The sequence below is a fragment of the Paraliobacillus salinarum genome (assembly GCF_014083865.1).
GTDB classification, from domain to species: domain Bacteria; phylum Bacillota; class Bacilli; order Bacillales; family Amphibacillaceae; genus Paraliobacillus; species Paraliobacillus salinarum.
In genome coordinates this window covers 42,232-62,035 of record NZ_JACEFA010000014.1, presented here as the reverse complement: position 1 = coordinate 62,035, position 19,804 = coordinate 42,232, and the positions used below count along the sequence as shown (strand labels likewise).

The following is a 19,804-nucleotide window of genomic DNA, read 5'->3' as shown; positions in this document are numbered from 1 at the left end:
CCAATATTGGAATTGTGCTTTGGGAATAGCCATTTGTTTTGCATATTCACTTTGAGACATTACTTTTGGGGAATAGCCTTGAATAACATTTAATTTGATATCACTTGTATATTTGCTCATATAAAAACTGCACCTCCAATTGTTAGGTAGTGTCTAACAATTGGGGTGCAGTTCATTACCTTGACTTTTTGCTTATTTAAAAACCTCTTTTGTTGAACTTCGGTAAACAATTTCGTGTGGAACAATAATGCGTTTTGCTGGTTCCTCTTTATTAGTAACCCTCTCAATTAAGCATTTCGCTGCTTGAACACCTAACATAAATATTTGAATATCAACAGTTGTTAGCGCTGGTCTGGTAATCTCTGATAAATATAAATTATTAAAGCTAGTAATGGAAATATCGTCAGGACAAGCGATGCCAAGCTCTTCTAACATATTTATAACACCTAGACTCATGATATCGTCAGCGATAACAAGTGCTGTAGGTGGCATTTCTAATGAGAATAATCGTTCTACAGCTTTGCGACCGCCTGATTTTAAAAATTCTGCATGGACGATATAATCTGGATTTGTTATTAAACTTGCATCCTTTATCGCTCGTTGATAACCGTGAAGACGATCGACAGTTACTACTAAATCATTAGATCCACCAATAAAGGCAATATGTTCATGTCCTAAATCAATTAAGTGATTTGTGACATCTTTACTTGCACTGATGTTGTCATTATCAACATATGTTATTTTGCTCTCATGTTCATACGGTTTACCAACAACGACAAAAGGGAAATTTGATTCTACTAAAAAATCCATAATCGGATCAGACATACGTGAGTATAACAAAATGATGCCATCCACCCGATTTCCGTACACCATCCTTTTTACTTCTTCGAAAAGCTGTTCTTCGTCTCCGCCTGTAGATACATACAAAGAATATTCTGTTTCGTGTGCTAAAGTCCCCACTCCACGTAATACTTCTGGGAAGAAAGGATTTTGTAGTGCGGTTTCAGCAGATGTTGGCATAATTACTCCAATTGCTTTGGTTGATCGTACTGCTAGGTTTCTAGCGTTGACATTTGGGTGGTAGCCTAAATCCTTCATTGCTTTACGTACACGCTTTTTCGTATCGGCACTAATACGTGGACTATCTGCGATGACACGTGAAACTGTAGAAGGGGCTACATTCGCTTTTTTTGCTACATCTTTAATCGTAACTGCCATATACATTCCATCCTCTGAAAAATTAATCATTCTATATTCATCCATATTATAAACGAATATCCCCTATTTTGAAAACAAACTTTAAATCAAAATGAAAGGGTATTCGTTGCTTAAATGCCGATGTTTCTTATCCCTTTGTTGCCCCTGCAGTTAATCCGCCAATTAGATAACGTTGTAACAATAAAAATACAAGTGCTATTGGCACAGCGATTAAAATTGCTCCAGCGGAAAAACGTGTAAAGTTAGTTGAAAATTGATCATTTATAAAATTGTATAAACCAAGTGCAAGCGTGTATTTTTCTGGACTTGTCAATACAATTCGTGGTAATAAGAAATCCATGAATGGTGCCATGAAATTAAATAATGCAACAACTGCTAGAATTGGTTTGGCTAGTGGAAGCATGATTGTTGTGAAAATCCGTAAATGTCCTGCTCCATCAATTTTTGCTGCCTCGTCCAATTCTCTAGGGATGGTATCAAAGTATCCTTTTACTAGCCAAGCATTAAACGGAATTTGTCCACCTAGATAAATGATTGTTAGACCAATCAATGAATCAGCTAAACCAATTGTTGTTAATAAAATGTACAGTGCAACCATTCCCATTAGTGCTGGGAACATTTGTAGCAGTAAGAACATGTATAATCCGTATTTACGACCAATAAATTTATATCTTGAAAATGCATAAGCGATTAAAGAAGTGATTACAACCGAGCCTAAGGAATTGGCAATAGCCACACCTAAGCTGTTACGGTACCAGATTAGATAATCGCTATTCGGACTAGTGAATAGCCATTTATAATGCTCTAATGTTGGACTTTCCGGTATAAGTTGTGTAACTAGCATGTTTGTTCCTGGATTTATACTCATCATAACAGTCCATATGAGTGGATAGCCGATTAGTATAAACATGATGATAAAGAATAAGTAAATGAACGCTACTTCAACTCTTGATTTTGTTTTTCGATTAATAGCCATTAGTAACGTCCCTCCTCTTTAAATGATGCTGTTTTTCTAAATTGATAAAATGCGAATCCCATAACGATGACTCCCATAATAATTGTGATAGCTGCGGCCATGTTGTAATTGTTCGTTTCGAACGTTAGTTTGTATACCCAAGAAATTAGAATATCGGTCCCGCCTGCGTTTTGGCCTCGGACTGCTGGTAGTCCTTCGTTAAATAAGTAAATAATATTAAAATTATTAAAGTTTTGTGCATACTGCATAATCAAGAGTGGAGCAGTTGCGAATAGTATATGTGGTAAAGTAATAAAACGAAATTTCTGTGCTCTTGTTCCGCCATCTACATCTGCTGCTTCATACATATCAGACGGTACACTCTGAAGAACGCCTGTAAAGAGTGCGAATACAAACGGGAAACCTAACCACGTTTGGATCATAATTAATGCAATCTTCGCCCAAAATGGATCAGATAACCACGGAATGATCAAATTAAATTGACTAAGAATATCTCGGTTGATTGCCCCAAACGTAGGGTTGAATAATGCTGAGAATATTAAAATAGATACGAATGCTGGAACAGCCCAAGGTAAGATCAATACTGTTCGGATCGTTCGCTTAAATTTAATTCTTTTGTCATTTACTAATAGAGCTAAGAAAAGACCAAGTACAATTTGTAATGTAGTTGCAACTACAGTCCAAACGATTGTCCATGTAAAGACGTTTAAGAAGGTATCTTGCCAAATATCAATATTAATTAAGTTAACAAAGTTGTCGAACCCTACCCAGTCTAATAACTTTCGGGGTGGGGCGTTGTACTGATTGTAATTAGTGAATGCTAAAGCAACCATAAACAAAAGGGGTAAAACTACAATGAAAAGTAGCATACCTAACCCAGGTAAAATCATGAAATAAGGAAAACCGTTATTATAAAAATCACGAACGCCTTGCAGTAATGTCGGATTTGGTTTGCCTTTTTCTATGGCAATTGCGTCCTTGCGTGCGTCGCGAAGGTTATATACGTAAATTGCAATTCCGAAAGCTAATATTATTAAAGAAATAAATCCTTGAATCAAAAGTTGGATAGAATGGTGCTCTCTTGGAATGGTTCCAAGTGTGAAAAGCCCCCAAATACCGATATCAATATAATTCCAAGTTGTTATTAAAAAAGAAATGGTAACAACCATGAGGAGTATCCCTTTTAGGAAACGTTTATTATATAATTGCCCTAAACCTGGGATGATAGATAGTAACGTAGCTCTGTTTCGTCGTTGACTTAGATCGAATTTTTTTTGCGAAGCCACTTTATTCCCTCCCTTAATGAAAATACTATATGGAGAGGATGGCTCTCCATATAGTACAACTTATTTATTCTGTAGCACCGGATGCTTCAATATTATCTGATATTGTTTGAACAGCTTCATCTAACACTTCTTCTACAGGCTCTCCTTTAGAAATAAACGAGAGTGCATTGTTGATAGGATCCCAAACTTGTTGCATTGCAGGAACACCAGGCATTGGTTCACCGTATGTTGCTTGTTCTGCAAATGCGGAGTAAATTGGGTCATCTGCAATTGCTGGATCATCAATTGAATCTACACGAGCTGGCATTTCGCCGGCAACATCATAATATAGCATCGCATTTTCTTTATTTGTAATATATGACATGAAATCTTGTGCCCATTCTTTGTTTTCTGAGTAATAAGATAATAAGTAAGCTTTAACACCTACAAATGATTTTGGATTTTCTCCATTGTCTAATTTAGGTAGTGGAGCTGCTTGTAAGTCATCACCAAGTGCATCTTGGTATTCTCTTACCATCCAAGGTCCGTTAATAACTGCGGCTACTTTTCCTTCTTTAAATAAACCGTTCATAATATCAGGTGTTAAATCTTGAGGGATGTAACCGTTGTCAAACCATGACTGAATTAACTTCCCGCCTTCAACAGCGCCGTCATTGTTTAAACCGATATCATTAATATCGTATGCCCCGTCGTTATTGGCAAATACATAAGCCCCGTTACCAGAGAAGAATGGATATGTGAAATAAAAATTCGCTGCCTCCATTAAAAATCCATACTCATCATTGCTAGCGTTTGTTTTTTCTTCAGCGATTGTCATTAAGTCATCCATCGTTTCGGGTGAACTATCAACTAATGCTTTGTTATAGAAAAGAGAATATGTTTCAGTTACTGCTGGATAACCCCAAATTTCTCCATCGTTTGTTACAGCGCTAATCGCTGCATCTGTATATTCTGATGCTTTGTCATTTAAATTAATGGGATCAATTAGTCCTCGTAAAACTAAGTCGCCAATTCTATCGTGAGGCTGGAAGATAATGTCCGGTCCATTTCCTGCAGGCCCCTCAACATCTAGCTTTTCAATTTGGTCAAGCATATTAATCGGAATTGCCTCAATTTCAATACCGGTTTCTTCTGTGTATTTTTCGGCGATCTGGCCTACAGCTTCCTCTTGCTTTTCTTCAGCGTTTACCCAAATGGTTAGTTTTTCTGGTTTTTCAGGCATTTCAGCAGTTTCTCCTGATTCGCTGTCATTACCTTCTTCTCCAGTATTTTCTGAACCTGATTCGTCAGGCCCGCACCCTGCTAGTATACCTACTAAGAAAAAAATCCCTACTAACGATAAAAGCCACTTCTTCATACTAAATGAACCTCCTTGTAATTTAAAATATACAACTTGTGCGAAAACGGTTGCACATGTTCCTTGTGGATTATTATAACTTGCCTAGGCGTATTTGACAATACTAAATATAAATAAAATTTGTTGATTTTAAAATAAATATAACGCTTACAATATAAAAATAGATAATGTATACTATATTTATATATGATTATTGACTGAATTATTTTATAGTAATCATATGTGAGAAATGATACATTAGTGCAATCGATTGTTCATATAGTGTATAGGAGGAATAGATATGTTTATGGAATCTATCTATCATCGTGCCATTTCCCCATTTGTATACAATTATCAAAATGGAGAACTGAACATTATGCTTCAAACCAAAAGAGACGATTTAAAGAAAGTAAGTTTAATTTATGGTGATCCTTATAAGTTTGATGGAGATAATTGGGTTTGTGATATAATTCCAATGGAAAAAACAGGGGCGACTGATTTACATGATTTTTGGAAAATAACTATTACGCCACGATATAGACGACTGAGGTATGGGTTTTATTGTCAGGGGCTAATGGAAGATCAGGTCTATTATACAGAAAAAGGTTATTTTGAAGAAATGCCACAAGATATTGGTAACTATTTTTGTTTTCCTTTTATACATCAAAACGATAGCTTTCAAGCACCAGAATGGGTTAAGGACACTGTTTGGTATCAAATATTTCCTGAAAGATTTGCAAATGGAGACCATTCAATAAATCCTGAAAATACGTTGGATTGGGGGAAAGAACAACCAACTCCGGAAAACTTTTTTGGAGGTGACTTCCAAGGTATCATCAATCACCTCGATCATTTACAAGAGCTAGGTATTACAGGTATTTATTTATGTCCCATTTTTAAAGCTTATTCAAACCATAAATATGACACTATTGATTATATGGAGATTGATCCACAATTTGGAGATAAGGAGACTTTTCGTGAGCTAGTGAAGCAATGTCACGATAGAGGGATTCGAGTTATGTTAGATGCGGTTTTCAATCATAGTGGTTTATATTTCGAACCTTTTCAAGATGTTTTGGGAAAAGGGGAGCAATCAAATTATCGCAATTGGTTTCATATATGGGATTTTCCTATTCAAACAGAGCCTGCACCTAACTATGACACGTTCGCTTTTGTTGGAAGCATGCCAAAATTAAATACAACCAATCCAGAGGTAAAAGCATACTTGCTTGATGTTGCTCGATATTGGATTGAAGAGTTTAATATTGATGGCTGGCGTTTAGATGTTGCAAATGAGATTGACCACAATTTTTGGCGGGATTTTCGAAAGGTTGTTAAAGAAAGTAAACCAGATGCATATATTTTAGGAGAAATTTGGCATGATTCATTACCATGGTTACAAGGTGATCAGTTTGATGCGGTGATGAATTATCCATTTACGACAAGCGTAGTAGATTTCTTTGCTAAAAAAGAAATAACACCAATTCAGTTTGCAAACAGCATTACAGGTTTATTGCATATGTATCCACAACATGTTAATGAAGTCGCTTTTAATCTTTTAGATAGTCATGATACAGCGCGTATTCTAACTTTATCCAATGGGGAAGAAGAACGTGTTAGACTGATGTATGTTTTTCAATTTTCTTTCATTGGTACACCATGTATATACTATGGAGATGAAATAGGGATGACTGGTGGAGATGACCCTGCTTGTCGTGCGTGTATGGAATGGGATGTGTCCAAACAGAATCGGGATTTATTTCAATTCATTCAACAGTTAATTCGTATGCGTAAGGAAGTATCGGCGTTTGGAAATCAAGGATCATTTCGTTTTATACAAGTAATAGATGAACAGAATGTAATTGTTTACGAAAAAAAGAATGATGAGCAACGCTTGATTTTTGTCTTGAATAACGGCAACAAAGTACAGAATGTATATGTTGAGGCGCTAGCAGGACTGAAAACGAAAGAATTATTCACTAACGAACAAGTAATGTTTAATGAACAGTCTGTTGTAAATCTTCAGTCCTATGAATTTGTTTGCTTTCAAATAAAGCATAACATTGTGTAGTTGCCTCATTCTCTGTTCTGCAGATAACAATTTCGTTAAGCAATTGGAAAACCTTGTCGTTGTAACTGATTGTAAATATATTGTTCCAATGCGTTTGATTGTTTTTGCTTTAGGTTCCATACCTTATTCTCTGTTAAATTTAATGAAAAGCATCGGTAAGAGTCATCTTTAATTGCCAATTGGTAGATTTTATTTTTATTCGTTTTTTCAAAATGGAAGGTATATCCTTCTTCGTAATTTACTAATAGTTTTGAAACAACCGTGATTACTTCTGTGAAAAATAATTTGTGTTGATCTGTTCTTTGTTTGTTAGCCAAATAAATCACTCCGTTTTTGATAAAAATTCAACATATATAAAAGAGTGACAAACGAAAAGCCCCTCTTCGTCAAAATGATGAAAGAGGGGTTACTTAATTAACCGTTATGATTCATCATCCAAAGCAGTTGCTTTGCTGGTTGGGGCACCTTGCTAATTGTAGGTTGCCGTGGAGTCATAGAGCCAGTTCTCTCGTCCACTCTTTATAAATATATGTTGTAAAGTTAATCATAACATATTTTTGCAGGAAGTGTCTGAAAAACAATTTAATATTTCTTTTTTTTACACATATACTCTGTAAAGATGAGAGGAGGCGTTTGGAAAGTGAAGCAAGTTTTATTAATAAACGGCCACCAATGGTATCCCCACAGTAAAGGTAAGCTTAATCAAACGATATTTGAAACGATACAAGAACAATTAGAAAAAGAATACATTATTACAACAACAATTATTGATCAAGGATACAATGTCGAAGAGGAGAGAGAAAAATATTTATCTGCTGATATAATCATCTATCAGACACCGATTTTTTGGTTTAGTTTACCTGGAAAGTTTAAAACCTACTTTGATCAAGTATTAAAACGCGGTGTTTTTTATGAAAAGGGAGAAAGGTATGGAAGAGGAGGCCTTTTAACAGGTAAGAAATATATGATTTCTACAACGTGGGGTGCACCATTAGAAGAGTTTGAAACAGAAGATGGCTTTTTTAATGGTAAAACAGTAGAGGACGTTCTTTTTCCGATTCACTGTATGCATCGTTATATCGATATGGAGCAACTAGAAACCTTTTCTGTACACAATATCTTTAAAGATCTACAGGTCGAAAAGTATGTAAAAGATATTAAAAATCATTTAGCGAAAGTACTATAAGCATTATATGTTTGATAAAGAAAATGAAATGAATCAAGTGAACAGCGAACGACATGCAAGTAAAATGATCGTTCGCTAGCTTTTTTTAAAATTTATGTGCAATAATGTACTTTATGATAAAATAATGTACAAGTGTATGTATTTTATAAAAGGAAGGTAAGTTCATGTCCGAAGAAAATATAACAAGAATAGAACAAGATGGAAAAGAATTTATATTGATAGGGACTGCACATGTGTCAAAAACAAGTGCAGAACAAGTAAAAGAAGTAATTGAAAATGAGCAACCAGATGCTGTGTGTGTAGAGCTAGATAAGCAACGTTATCAATCCATTATGGATGGTAACCAATGGAAAGACATGGACATCTTTAAAGTAATTAAAGAGAAAAAAGCCTCACTTTTATTGATGAATCTTGCTATTTCATCTTTTCAGAAACGTATGGCTAAGCAATTTGGTATAGAGGCTGGACAAGAGATGATTCAAGGTATCACGTCTGCGAAGGAAAATAATGCGCAGTTAGTTTTAGCTGATCGTAATATCCAAATAACTTTTGCAAGAATTTGGGGTGGCGTAGGTTTTAAAGGGAAAATGATGCTCTTAGCTCAAATTTTTGCTGGAATTTTTTCGAAAGAAACCATCACAGAAGAAGATTTAGAAAAAATGAAAAGCCAGGATTCTATTCAATCAATATTGAATGAATTTACAGAGTCATTCCCACGATTAAAAAAGCCGTTAATAGACGAACGGGATCAATATTTAGCGCAAAAGATTAAATATGCGCCAGGTCAGAAAATTGTTGCTGTACTAGGTGCAGCACATGTTCCTGGTATTACAAAAGAAATAAAGAAGAATCATGACTTGAAAGCTTTAACAGCTGTCCCACCAAAATCTAAGGTGCCTAAAATTATTGGTTGGTCGATACCGATTTTAATTATTGCTTTGATTGTATTTACTTTTCTGAATAACCCTGCAGCAGGCTGGCAACAAATGCTGAGCTGGTTATTGTGGAATGGTACATTTTCGGCGTTAGGTGTAGCAATTGGGCTGGGTCATCCATTAGCGATTGTTACAGCATTTATCGCTGCTCCAATTACTTCCTTAAATCCATTGATTGCAGCTGGCTGGTTTGCTGGTTTTGTACAAGCCTATGTCAAAAGACCCCATGTTTCTGATTTTGAAAACTTATCAGAGGATGTATTCACTGTAAAAGGATTTTGGCGAAATAAAGCAACCCGTGTATTATTAATTATCGTCCTAGCTAATCTAGGTAGTACATTAGGAACGATCATTGGTGGAGCGGATGTTGTGCGACTATTTATAAATAATATATAAGAAATAAAATCTCCACATTGCTTAAAGCTGTGGAGATTTTTTTACTTCTTTAGTTTTTGCAAAAAGGCTTCAACGTTTTTCTTTTCCTTCATAATAGGTGACACAATATAGGAAAACGTTCGTGTCAATGGCTTATTGTTGACTTGTAGTTTTACTAAGTTTCCTTCTAATACCTCTCGCTCAATGACACTTTTTGAAAGTAACGAGATACCATTCCCTTGCATTAATGTTTCTTTAATTGCTTGATTACTGCTGATCGTGAGAAATGCTGTTGCTTTTAATCCTTCTTTTCGAATAACGTGATAAAGGTACTCTCTTGTTCCAGACCCTTCCTCACGGGTAACCCAAAGTTGATTATCCAATGCTCTTATCGATAGCTTTTCTTTTTTTGTTAAATCGTGATTTGCTGAAGCGACGAAATAAAGCTGATCCTCCATAAATGGATATACTTCCATTTCTTTTTCGTTCGTTTGCCCTTCAATTAGTCCAATATCTACTTGCAATAGTTTAACCGATCGAACAATTTCTTCCGTATTTCCGATCACAGCCTCTAAAGTTAGATTCGGGTAAGCTTCTTGTAATTCAATTAGCAAAGAGGGCAGGATGTATTCGCCAATGGTAAAACTAGCTCCGATAGTTAAAGATCCCGATACTGCGTGATGATGACTACGTATTTCCTGTTTGGCATTGTTGTAAATGGACAGTAATTGTTTTGAACGATGATAAAGAATCTCGCCTGTAGGTGTTAATCGAAATCCTTTTCGTGAGCGATCTAACAGTTGTGTATCAAACGTGTTTTCGAGATTTTTAATATGTAAGCTAACACTTGGTTGTGATATTAATAGTTTTTCTGCAGCTTTTGTAAAATTACCTACTTCTACTAATGTTGTAAAAGTCTGAAGTGCATCTAAGTGCATATTGACCTCCTATTATTAAAAAAACTAATAAATATAATTAGATATATGTATTTTACTAATATATTATTCAGGCGTAAAGTAAAGAGGAGAATAAATAAGGAAGTGTTATGATGATTAAAAAGATAAATAAAGGATTTATACAAGGAATTGGTTTGACCTTATTACTTGCAATCGTAGCAAAATTAATTGCACGGTTACCTTTCTTTTCGATTTTAGGTGCATTGGTGATCGCTATTTTGCTAGGTGCAGTTTGGAAGTTTGCAATCGGAAAAAAAGAAGCATGGGAGCCTGGTATTGGTTTTTCCAGTAAGAAATTATTGCGCGTTGGTATTATATTATTAGGTATGCGTTTGAATTTAATTGATATTTATCAAGCAGGAAGTAATGTTTTTTTAGTTGCTTTAATTCAAGTAACCTTTGCATTAGTCGTTGTTTATAGCTTAACACGTCTATTTGGTGTAGAGAAAAAGCTTGGTATTCTAACAGCTTGTGGTACAGCGATATGTGGTGCAGCAGCTGTTGTGGCGATTGCTCCGTACATTAAAGCAAAAGATAATGAAACGGCAATTGGTGCTTCTACCGTAGCGATATTAGGTACAATTTTTACGCTTGTTTATACTGTACTCTACAGTGTATTAGGTTTAACTCCATTAGGTTATGGGGTGTTTGCTGGTGGAACGTTGCATGAAGTGGCGCATGTAATAGCGGCTGCAGATGTAGGTGGAGTGGCAGCCGTTGATATGGCAGTTATTGTGAAGCTTACTAGAGTCGCCTTATTAGTACCAGTTGCGTTAATTGTTGGCTATTTCTATCGAAAATCTGAAGGGAATCATTTAGGTGCGAATGAAAAGGCGTTCTCCTTCTCCTCTGTTCCATGGTTTATTTTAGGATTTTTAGCAATGAGCGGTGTGCATACATTAGGAATCTTTTCAGAAGAAATGGCGTTACGAATTGTTGATTTAGCGTATCTGCTGATAGGGATGGCGATGGTTGGCCTAGGGTTAAATGTAGATCTTAAGACATTCAGAAAGTGGGGTATGAAGGCATTTGCAGCTGCATTCATAGGTTCAATACTTTTATCCATCTTAGGTTATATTTTGGTACGATTATTAGGTTTGCAGTAGCAGATGTTTTAGTATGACAATTTAAGGATATAGCATAACTATCTATTAATTTACGAGGTGAATGTTATGTCATCCTATAAAAAAAACAGTATTACGCTTCCTGGTGCAGTAGGGCTTGGTACAGGAGTGATGATTAGCGCAGGAATCTTCGCTTTACTTGGTCAGGTTGCCGCTTTATCTGGGGCTTGGTTTCCGCTTATTTTTATAATAGGTGGAATCGTAACAGGTTTTAGTGCATATTCATACACAAAGTTAAGTCAAGCTTATCCATCAGCAGGTGGAATTGGTATGTATTTAGTAAAAGCTTATGGAAAAGGTACAATAGCCGCATCTGCTGCTATGTTAATGGCGTTATCAATGGTAATTAATCAAAGTTTAGTTGCAAGAACTTTTGGTACGTATACATTGCAATTGTTTGATGTGCAATCTACTGATTTATTAGTACCAGCATTAGGGGTCGGATTATTGCTATTTGCATTTATAGTTAATATCTCTGGAAATACTTTTATTCAATCCTTTACATCCATTGCATCTCTAATAAAAATTGTTGGCTTATTACTATTTGCTGTGAGTGCACTTTGGGTAGTTGGCTTTACGTTTGAGCCTGCAGAAGCGGGGAATAATCCGCCTAATCCAAGTAATGTTAGCTACGTTGCGGCAATAGCATTGACCATTCTTTCTTTTAAAGGTTTTACAACGATTACAAATAGTGGCTCAGAAATTACAAAACCAAAGAAAAATGTTGCTAGAGCAATTATCATTTCTATCATCATTAGTTTATTTGTCTACTTGATGCTAGCTTGGGCTGTTTCTAGTAATTTATCTCTGACAGAAATAATTAAAGCACAAGATTACGCGTTGGCTGAAGCTGCTCGTCCTGCATTGGGGAGTTTAGGGGTTTGGTTTACCGTTATTATCGCTGTAATAGCGACAATCACAGGAATAATTGCCAGTGTATTTGCAGTTTCTAGAATGTTAGCGATGTTAACAAATATGAAGTTAATTCCGCATAGTCATTTTCATATGCCTGGTAGTATTCAAAAACATACACTCGTTTATACGATTGCTATCGCTATGGTACTTACCATATTCTTTGATTTAAGTCGTATTGCATCCATGGGTGCGATTCTTTATCTGATCATGGATATGATTATCCATTGGGGAGTATGGAAGCATCTACGGAAACAATTAGCGGCTAACCAATTGATTGTTTTAACCGCACTTACATTAGATGCAATTGTATTAGGTGCGTTTGTTTGGGTGAAATTAATGAATGATCCATTAATTGTAATTACTTCTCTAATGATAACATTAGCTGTTTTTATCGGCTTATCTATATATTTAAAGAAAAAAGAGAAAGAAGCATAATCTGTCGACAAGCATCCTTAATGGGTGCTTCTTTTTTGCCGCTTGATTGTGGTTTAAGCCCTATAATTAGGGGAAATAAATAAAGATAGCGAAAGAAAAGAGGTTGTAAGATGACAGACAAAAAAATTATTGTTTGGTTTAGAAAAGACTTGCGTTTATTTGATAATCTAGCATTTACTTATGCAGCGAATGAAGGTAACGTTATCCCTGTTTATATTTTGTCGGACGAAGAAGACCGAGCAATTGGTGCAGCTAGTAAGTGGTGGTTACACCATAGTTTGGCGCATATTAAAGAAAAATTAGCTCGATTTGATGTTCCGTTAATTATTAAAAAAGGATCACATGTGAAGGTGTTAGGGGAATTAATAGATGAAACCAATGCATCGGCGATTTACTTTAATTCATGCTATGATCGCATTGGTAGAGTTGCAGAAGAAAAGGTTCTAAACCAATTAAAAGAAACTGTAACTATAGAAAGATTTGAATCTGAATTACTTTTCACTCCCGGTTCAGTAATGAATCAAAAAAATGAACCGTATAAGATCTTCACACCATTCTGGAAGCAAGCTCGGAAACAACATGTTGCTTCTCCTACCCATTTACCGAAACGAATTAAATCAGGTGTTGCTATAGATTATGACATCGGAGAAGTAAATGATCTTGATTTATTACCGCAACACCCTTGGGCAACTAAATTACATAATTATTGGACACCAGGTGAACAGCAAGCAATCGATCGATGGAATGATTTTCACGATGAGGATATTATGAGCTATGATAAAGAGCGAGATTTCCCGGCAAAAGATAGAGTTTCTCGTCTTTCTCCGCACTTGGCATGGGGGGAAATTAGTCCGCGATTCATTTGGCATGATATTCAAAAGAAGTTAATACAATTAGATAGTAGGGAGCAGCAAGAAAGTCACGAACAATTGGAATCGTTTGCAAGACAATTGGTTTGGCGCGATTTTGCTTATCACCAATTGGTTACTTTTCCTCATGTAGAAGACGAGCCTTTAAAAGAAGAGTTTAAATATTTCACTTGGAAAAAGGATCAAGACCACTTCGATCGGTGGAAATATGCAAAAACAGGTTATCCAATTGTGGATGCTGGGTTGCGTGAATTATGGGAAACTGGTTGGATGCATAACCGAGTGAGAATGATTACAGCATCTTTCTTAATCAAACACTTGTTGATTCACTGGAAAGAAGGTGCGAACTGGTTTCGCAATACGCTAGTAGATCATGATTCAGCAAACAATATTATGGGTTGGCAATGGGTTGCAGGTTCAGGCTATGATGCTTCTCCTTACTTTCGTATTTTTAATCCAATCACACAAGGAGAAAAATTTGATCCCCATGGTCATTATGTTCGAAGATGGGTTCCGGAAATTGCGGACCTTCCTACGAAATATTTGTTCTCCCCTTGGACTGCACCGGCGGAAGTGCTAGAGGAAGCGGGTATTGAATTAGGACAGACATACCCTGAGCCGATTGTAGACCATAAAGCAAGTCGAGAACGAGCTTTAGCAGCTTATCAAGACATGAAAAATTATGTTGATGTATTAGGTGAGAAGTAGCCTAAAAAAAGACGTGAGGAGGAAAATTTATGAAGGTGTTTATATCTAATCTTGTTGCGATTTTAATGGTAATTGCGGTTAATGGACTTGCAAACATCTTGCCGATTAATGGACAAACTACAGGGGAAATATCTAATCAACTACCAGTTTTATTCACACCAGCAGGATATGTTTTTAGTATATGGGGATTGATTTATGCGTTGTTAGTCTTGTGGGTGCTGAGACAGTTGCCATCTCAAAGACGTGACTTACCATTGTATCAAGAAACATTTGGGCTATTCTGGATTAGTTGTGTGTTAAATGTAGCTTGGATTCTATCGTGGCATTATAATTACTTTGCGGTATCCGTTATTGTAATGATTAGTTTATTGATTACATTAATTGTAATGTATCTAAAGGTAAAAGAACGAAAACAAAATACTTTAGACTTATTACCATTTTCCATTTATCTAGGTTGGATCAGTGTTGCTACGATCGCAAATATTAGTTATTACCTTATCTATATTGATTGGAACGGCTTTGGCTTATCTGATCAAATTTGGACAATGATCATGCTTGTTATTGCAGCAGTCCTAGCAATTTGGTTTCGCTCATCGGAACGTGATATTTTTTATCCACTTGTATTTGTTTGGGCAATTATTGGAATAGGCGTAAAAAATCAAGCGACCTATCCTGTTCTTAGTTATTTTGCGTATGCTATTGCGGCAATCATTTTCATATCTTTATTTATTCGGAAAAAGGAACGTATGTTTAGCTAGTTTGAAATGAAAAAAATTGCGTTAAATCTAGATGTGTTTTTTCGTTGTCATCTTTATGAATGAAGGTATCTTTATATGAGTTATAAATATAGTCTTTTTCCCATTGATTAGCATGCTGCTTAATCTGCCTAATTGCTTTTAATATAAGTATTACTTCCTGATTAGACATGGATGGGTGTATGGATATACGCACCCATCCTGGTTTTGTGGAGAGGTCGCCCTTTTCTACCAATTGTGCTATTTTCTCGGATTCGTTTGCATCAATGTTTAATAAATAATGACCGTATGGACCAGCGCAAGAACACCCTCCTCTAGCTTGGATACCGAATCGATCATTTAATAGCTTAACGAACAAATGATGGTGTACTTCTTTTGCACAAAAAGAAATAATACCTAAACATGGTTGAGTAGATGGATAGCCTAACATTTCTATTCCATTCATTCGATCTAACTCTGGTACGAGTATATTTAGAATTTCTTGTTTACGATAATACATTTCTTCTATTCCCATCGCTTCTTTTAATTTAATTGCGAGGGCAGCGCGGATAAGCTGCAGAAACCCAGGTGTTCCGCCATCTTCTCTAGCTTCTATCTGTGTATTATATTTATAGCCTCCCCATTTATCTGTCCATAAAACAGTGCCACCACCAGGATTATCAGGTGCCGTATTTTCGATCAATTTTTCTGCCACAATTAAAATACCACACGTTCCAGGGCCACCTAAAAATTTGTGTGGAGAAAAAAGAATACCATCAAGTCTTTCTAATGAATTGGAAGGATGCATGTCAATCGCATGATAGGGTGCAGATGCAGCAAAATCAATAAAACAAATACCGTCATGTTCATGCATTATTTTTGCTAATTGATGATAATCGGTTTGAAATCCTGTAACATTGGAGCATGCAGTAAATGCACCAATCTTCGTCTTACGATTGGAATAAAGCTGAAGTTGTTTTTTTAATTCATTCACATCTACGGCACCATTTTCATCAGGTGGTAGCATAATTACATCACCAATTGTTTCTTTCCAGGATAGATAGTTGGAATGATGCTCCATATGACTTACGAAGATAATCGGTCGATCATTCTCTTTTATTTTAACTCTTTTTTGAATGTTCTCCGGAGCTTTCATTCCCAATAACCGCTGTAATTTATTTACCGCATCGGTCATACCAGTTCCAGTTGGTATTAAAGCATCATCTGTTCGAGCATTCACATGATTTTTTATAATTATTCTTGCTTGTTCGTATGCCTTTGTTGTCGTCATACCGGTAACGGTGGATTCTGTATGTGTATTTCCAACAAACGGCCCAATTATGCGCAATAATTTTAATTCAATTGGTTCATATAACCGGCCGCTGGCTGTCCAATCTGCATAAATCATTTGTTTGTTTCCGTAGGGTGTTTTTATCCGTTGATTATAGCCAATTGTTTGTTGGCGATAAGGCTTAAAATATTCTTCCAATTCTCCATTCGGATAATGTGTTTTTGTTCCAATTTTCGCTTTAAACATTCTAATTTCACCTCTCCGATCCATCGTGCTATATCATTAGCCTATGCTCGGTGAAAAAAAGTGTTAGAGTGAATTTTATCTAGAACTATAATTAGATGAACAACTGCATATTTGATTGCAAGGCATCCTTTAAGTATGTTTTCGCATCAACAATTTCTAACTCAGGAATGAGCTCTTCTTGTTTAAAACCCATAATTTCAAGTGATAGTTTACAACCATAAAACTTTACATTCTTTTTTCTAGCTCCTTTCAAATAATGAATCACGTGTGGGGCATGGTGATCATCCATCATATCGACTAATAGTTTCTTACCAATTCCATTGAAGTTCATTTTAGACAGCGGTAGATCCTCAGCTCCTTTAGGGGAAAAGGTGCTAAACATTTTTTCATATATTGATTTATCTTCAGTTGAAATTTTTTCGGGATCGCGTACAAGCCATAATCCCCAAAAAGCAAAAAACATCGTTACTTCTACGTCTATTTCTCTAGCTGCATTTGCCAAAATTAAACCTGCCATCGCTTTGTCGTATTCACCACTAAACATTAATAAGTTCATTTTTTCTGACATTGTTTGTCTCTCCTTTGTATACTTGAAGTGAATTTACTTATTAGAATGCGTTAATCGTGGTGGAACATGTAAAATTATTTCAACTTTATTAAAAGTAAGAAAAAGTATAGATTTTTTAATGTGACATGATATTATTATAGTAAGCATAATTTTCAGATAAAGGAGGTAGTCAGATGCAACTCTGGTTGAAACGGTTATTTGTTACATTTGTTTCGATTGTGACATTAGGCTTATATGTACCACCAATGCAATTACATACGGATGCAGAAGCTAGTAATAAAGAGATCGAGCCTTCTGATGAAAATCATAATAAACAGAGTATGGCTGTTGTATTCGATCAGTTTGATGATGCATCTATTTATACTTCCTCCATTGAACGAGATCCTATTGATCAATTAATCGAACAGGCTAAATCTCAATCATTACTGAAATTAGGTCCGAAAATAACAAAACAAATTGAAGCTGACTTTACTACCGATATTTTACCTGGCATAGAATCAGTGTTGGAAACCGTTTTGAAGGATTTACCTGAGGAGCAAATCAATTATCTCCATATTACTGAAGATCAAGTTGCGGGCTATGGTGAGAAAATATTTGATGTATTTAATGCGCAAACAGGTGAGGATCTAATCAGGTTTCATGTGAGACGAGACATTAGACCTCAAGAAGGATATTGGTTTAATTTTCACTATCATATGAAACAAGATAAATATGAATCACATCATACAATCGGAGAAATATATTGGAGTAAAGATACACCGCCCAAGTGGATGGCGTAGTAGCTAGTATAAAATAGTTGTAATAAGTAAGTCCTGAAGTTATGCGTTGATGAAGCGCTAATTTCAGGGCTTATTTGTTTTATTGTTATGGAATCGGGTAAGCCCATAGTAGAGGTGATCCGAAGTGAATGTTTCAATAAAAAGAGCATATCAATCTGTTAATCAAAACGATGGAAAACGAATATTGGTAGACGGTATTTGGCCTAGAGGGATAGCGAAAGAAGATCTGGCTATTGATTTATGGCTAAAAGAAATTGCTCCATCAAAAAAATTACGAAAATGGTTTGATCACGATGCAGATAAGTTTCAAGAATTTAAAGAAAGCTATAAAAAAGAATTAGAGCAAGATGATGAAAAAAAGGAAGCACTTCAGAAACTAAAAGAATGGAATCAATCTTACAAGAAGATAACGCTAATATTCGGAGCCAAAGATGAAGAGCACAATCAAGCTGTTGTCCTAAAAGAATTGTTGGAGAAAAAAAGTTAATACTTTAAACATTTTGTTTTAACCAGTAGATAATGGGTATATTAGTTATTAATAAGACGACAAACCAAAAAGGGTGAATAAAATGTATAAACAATTACAAGCTTATTTTAGAAGTGAAAATGATGCGGAAGACGTTCGTGCGAAATTAAATAAGTTACATGTGCAAAATGTCCAAGTGGATACATTGGAAACAGACTACGATTCTACATTTACCGCCCCGCTTATTGCAAGAATAGGTACTACGCCTAACACGGCTGGCATGCCTGCATACCCATTCAAAGTTATGGATGATGATATGTTGGATCATAACAATGAAGGTCGAAATGTTTCACTTGAGTGTGAGGTGCATGAAGAAGACTTTGCTGAAGCTTTAAAAATATTATCTGAAAACGATGGTTATGTGGATAGAGAACAATTCAAATCATTTTAACTAGTGATCTAACTCACAACCTCCTAATTCGATGTGCGTTATACTTTTAGCGATACATTAAATTAGGAGGTTTTATATATGCATACATTTAACATAGATCATACGCCAGCAGAGATTGTGCGTTTGTTTCCAAAGGCTAGTGATTTGTTTAAAGAGAATAAAATTGATTTCTGTTGTGGTGGAGACAAGCCACTACGTGAAACATTAGCTAAAAAGCCAGCCATTAATGAAGGGGAATTGTTACAAGTATTAAATGACACATATACAGAATGGAAAGAAGAGGGAAACAAAGAGGTAGATTGGGAACAAGTTTCAAGAATAGAATTAATTGATCATATTATGAAGGAGCATCACCAGTATCTTCATCAAGAATTAGATCCATTAAGTCAATTTGTAACAAAGATATACCGAGTACATGGTCAAGCTAATCCGCATTTAAGGCAATTACACAAGTTATATCATCAGTTTAAAGAGGATATAGAAGCACATTTGGTAGAAGAAGAAACACAATTATTTCCTTTAGTACGCCGATATGAAGACTCAGGAGATCCAGATTTAGCGGCGAAAATTGAGGTTTTAAACAAAGATATGGAAGAAGAACATCAAGCTGCAGGGGATTTATTGAAAGAAATGCGCGAAATAACAAATGATTTTGTTCCGCCAGAAGGTGCCTGTAACTCCTATCGTATTACCTATGCTCGTCTAGCGGATTTAGAATCGAATACTTTTGAGCATATCCACTTAGAGAATAATATTTTATTTAAATCATAAATGTTGGATGTAAAAAATAAGTTGGCATACTCCGAACTTGGAGGGAACCAACTTATTTTTAATTATATGAAATAAAAATCTTAAAATTAATTATTGACTAACTTGTAT

19 protein-coding genes and 1 riboswitch are annotated in these 19,804 nt (G+C 35.6%); of the genes, 11 read left to right on the top strand and 8 right to left on the bottom strand.

Annotated features, from left to right (window positions below; all coding sequences use genetic code 11):
* Positions 1–192: 192 nt before the first annotated feature.
* The 4 genes from HP569_RS12115 to HP569_RS12100 all read right to left on the bottom strand — a co-directional run bounded on the left by HP569_RS12115 (position 193) and on the right by HP569_RS12100 (position 4,837).
* Positions 193–1,218, bottom strand: coding sequence for a LacI family DNA-binding transcriptional regulator (locus HP569_RS12115; RefSeq protein ID WP_182201441.1), 1,026 nt, complete (start codon positions 1,216–1,218; stop codon positions 193–195).
* Between the two features lie 127 nt (positions 1,219–1,345).
* Positions 1,346–2,188, bottom strand: coding sequence for a sugar ABC transporter permease (locus HP569_RS12110; RefSeq protein WP_246367158.1), 843 nt, complete (start codon positions 2,186–2,188; stop codon positions 1,346–1,348).
* 5 nt (positions 2,189–2,193) lie between these two features.
* Positions 2,194–3,480, bottom strand: coding sequence for a carbohydrate ABC transporter permease (locus HP569_RS12105; protein ID WP_246367156.1), 1,287 nt, complete (start codon positions 3,478–3,480; stop codon positions 2,194–2,196).
* Between the two features lie 64 nt (positions 3,481–3,544).
* Positions 3,545–4,837, bottom strand: a complete 1,293-nt coding sequence (locus HP569_RS12100; RefSeq protein ID WP_182201436.1) for an extracellular solute-binding protein — start codon at positions 4,835–4,837, stop codon at positions 3,545–3,547.
* A gap of 280 nt (positions 4,838–5,117) precedes the next feature.
* On the opposite strand from HP569_RS12100, the gene HP569_RS12095 reads away from it, so the two are divergent.
* On the top strand, positions 5,118–6,887 hold the full coding sequence (locus HP569_RS12095; RefSeq protein ID WP_182201435.1) for an alpha-glycosidase: 1,770 nt from the start codon (positions 5,118–5,120) through the stop codon (positions 6,885–6,887).
* Between the two features lie 35 nt (positions 6,888–6,922).
* On the opposite strand, the gene HP569_RS12090 is transcribed toward HP569_RS12095, so the two are convergent.
* Positions 6,923–7,204, bottom strand: coding sequence for a hypothetical protein (locus HP569_RS12090; protein WP_182201434.1), 282 nt, complete (start codon positions 7,202–7,204; stop codon positions 6,923–6,925).
* Positions 7,205–7,312: 108 nt separating this feature from the next.
* Positions 7,313–7,415, bottom strand: a riboswitch (SAM riboswitch).
* Between the two features lie 112 nt (positions 7,416–7,527).
* On the opposite strand from HP569_RS12090, the gene HP569_RS12085 reads away from it, so the two are divergent.
* A complete protein-coding gene (locus tag HP569_RS12085; RefSeq protein ID WP_182201433.1) occupies positions 7,528–8,073 on the top strand; it encodes an NAD(P)H-dependent oxidoreductase in 546 nt (181 codons plus the stop codon).
* 164 nt (positions 8,074–8,237) lie between these two features.
* A complete protein-coding gene (locus tag HP569_RS12080) occupies positions 8,238–9,404 on the top strand; it encodes a TraB/GumN family protein (protein WP_182201432.1) in 1,167 nt (388 codons plus the stop codon).
* Between the two features lie 41 nt (positions 9,405–9,445).
* Here the strand turns inward: HP569_RS12080 and HP569_RS12075 are convergent, their stop codons facing one another.
* The gene (locus HP569_RS12075) at positions 9,446–10,321 is read right to left on the bottom strand and encodes a LysR family transcriptional regulator (protein WP_182201431.1); all 876 of its coding nucleotides are present in this window, start codon (positions 10,319–10,321) and stop codon (positions 9,446–9,448) included.
* Between the two features lie 107 nt (positions 10,322–10,428).
* Between HP569_RS12075 and HP569_RS12070 the strand changes: the two genes are divergently transcribed.
* The 4 genes from HP569_RS12070 to HP569_RS12055 all read left to right on the top strand — a co-directional run bounded on the left by HP569_RS12070 (position 10,429) and on the right by HP569_RS12055 (position 15,148).
* On the top strand, positions 10,429–11,445 hold the full coding sequence (locus HP569_RS12070; RefSeq protein ID WP_182201430.1) for a YeiH family protein: 1,017 nt from the start codon (positions 10,429–10,431) through the stop codon (positions 11,443–11,445).
* A gap of 66 nt (positions 11,446–11,511) precedes the next feature.
* Positions 11,512–12,813 (top strand): APC family permease, encoded by a 1,302-nt coding sequence (locus HP569_RS12065; RefSeq protein ID WP_182201429.1) that lies wholly within the window; start codon positions 11,512–11,514, stop codon positions 12,811–12,813.
* A gap of 110 nt (positions 12,814–12,923) precedes the next feature.
* Complete coding sequence (locus HP569_RS12060; protein WP_182201428.1) at positions 12,924–14,390, top strand: cryptochrome/photolyase family protein; 1,467 nt, start codon at positions 12,924–12,926, stop codon at positions 14,388–14,390.
* A gap of 29 nt (positions 14,391–14,419) precedes the next feature.
* The gene (locus HP569_RS12055; RefSeq protein WP_182201427.1) at positions 14,420–15,148 is read left to right on the top strand and encodes a TspO/MBR family protein; all 729 of its coding nucleotides are present in this window, start codon (positions 14,420–14,422) and stop codon (positions 15,146–15,148) included.
* Here HP569_RS12055 and HP569_RS12050 read toward each other — a convergent pair.
* The gene (locus tag HP569_RS12050; protein WP_182201426.1) at positions 15,141–16,661 is read right to left on the bottom strand and encodes an aminotransferase class V-fold PLP-dependent enzyme; all 1,521 of its coding nucleotides are present in this window, start codon (positions 16,659–16,661) and stop codon (positions 15,141–15,143) included. The genes HP569_RS12055 and HP569_RS12050 overlap by 8 nt on opposite strands.
* A 91-nt stretch (positions 16,662–16,752) precedes the next feature.
* Positions 16,753–17,229: a DsrE/DsrF/DrsH-like family protein gene (locus HP569_RS12045; protein WP_182201425.1), complete on the bottom strand. Its 477-nt coding sequence runs from the start codon at positions 17,227–17,229 to the stop codon at positions 16,753–16,755.
* 173 nt (positions 17,230–17,402) lie between these two features.
* Between HP569_RS12045 and HP569_RS12040 the strand changes: the two genes are divergently transcribed.
* From HP569_RS12040 to ric, 4 genes are all read left to right on the top strand, one after another.
* Positions 17,403–18,008 carry a YpjP family protein gene (locus HP569_RS12040; protein WP_182201424.1) on the top strand — a complete coding sequence of 202 codons (606 nt, stop codon included), beginning with the start codon at positions 17,403–17,405 and terminating at the stop codon, positions 18,006–18,008.
* A 124-nt stretch (positions 18,009–18,132) separates the two neighbouring features.
* On the top strand, positions 18,133–18,495 hold the full coding sequence (locus HP569_RS12035; protein ID WP_182201423.1) for a DUF488 domain-containing protein: 363 nt from the start codon (positions 18,133–18,135) through the stop codon (positions 18,493–18,495).
* A gap of 82 nt (positions 18,496–18,577) precedes the next feature.
* Complete coding sequence (locus HP569_RS12030; RefSeq protein WP_182201422.1) at positions 18,578–18,925, top strand: hypothetical protein; 348 nt, start codon at positions 18,578–18,580, stop codon at positions 18,923–18,925.
* Positions 18,926–19,003: 78 nt separating this feature from the next.
* Positions 19,004–19,696, top strand: a complete 693-nt coding sequence (gene ric, locus HP569_RS12025; protein ID WP_182201421.1) for an iron-sulfur cluster repair di-iron protein — start codon at positions 19,004–19,006, stop codon at positions 19,694–19,696.
* Positions 19,697–19,804 lie beyond the last annotated feature (108 nt).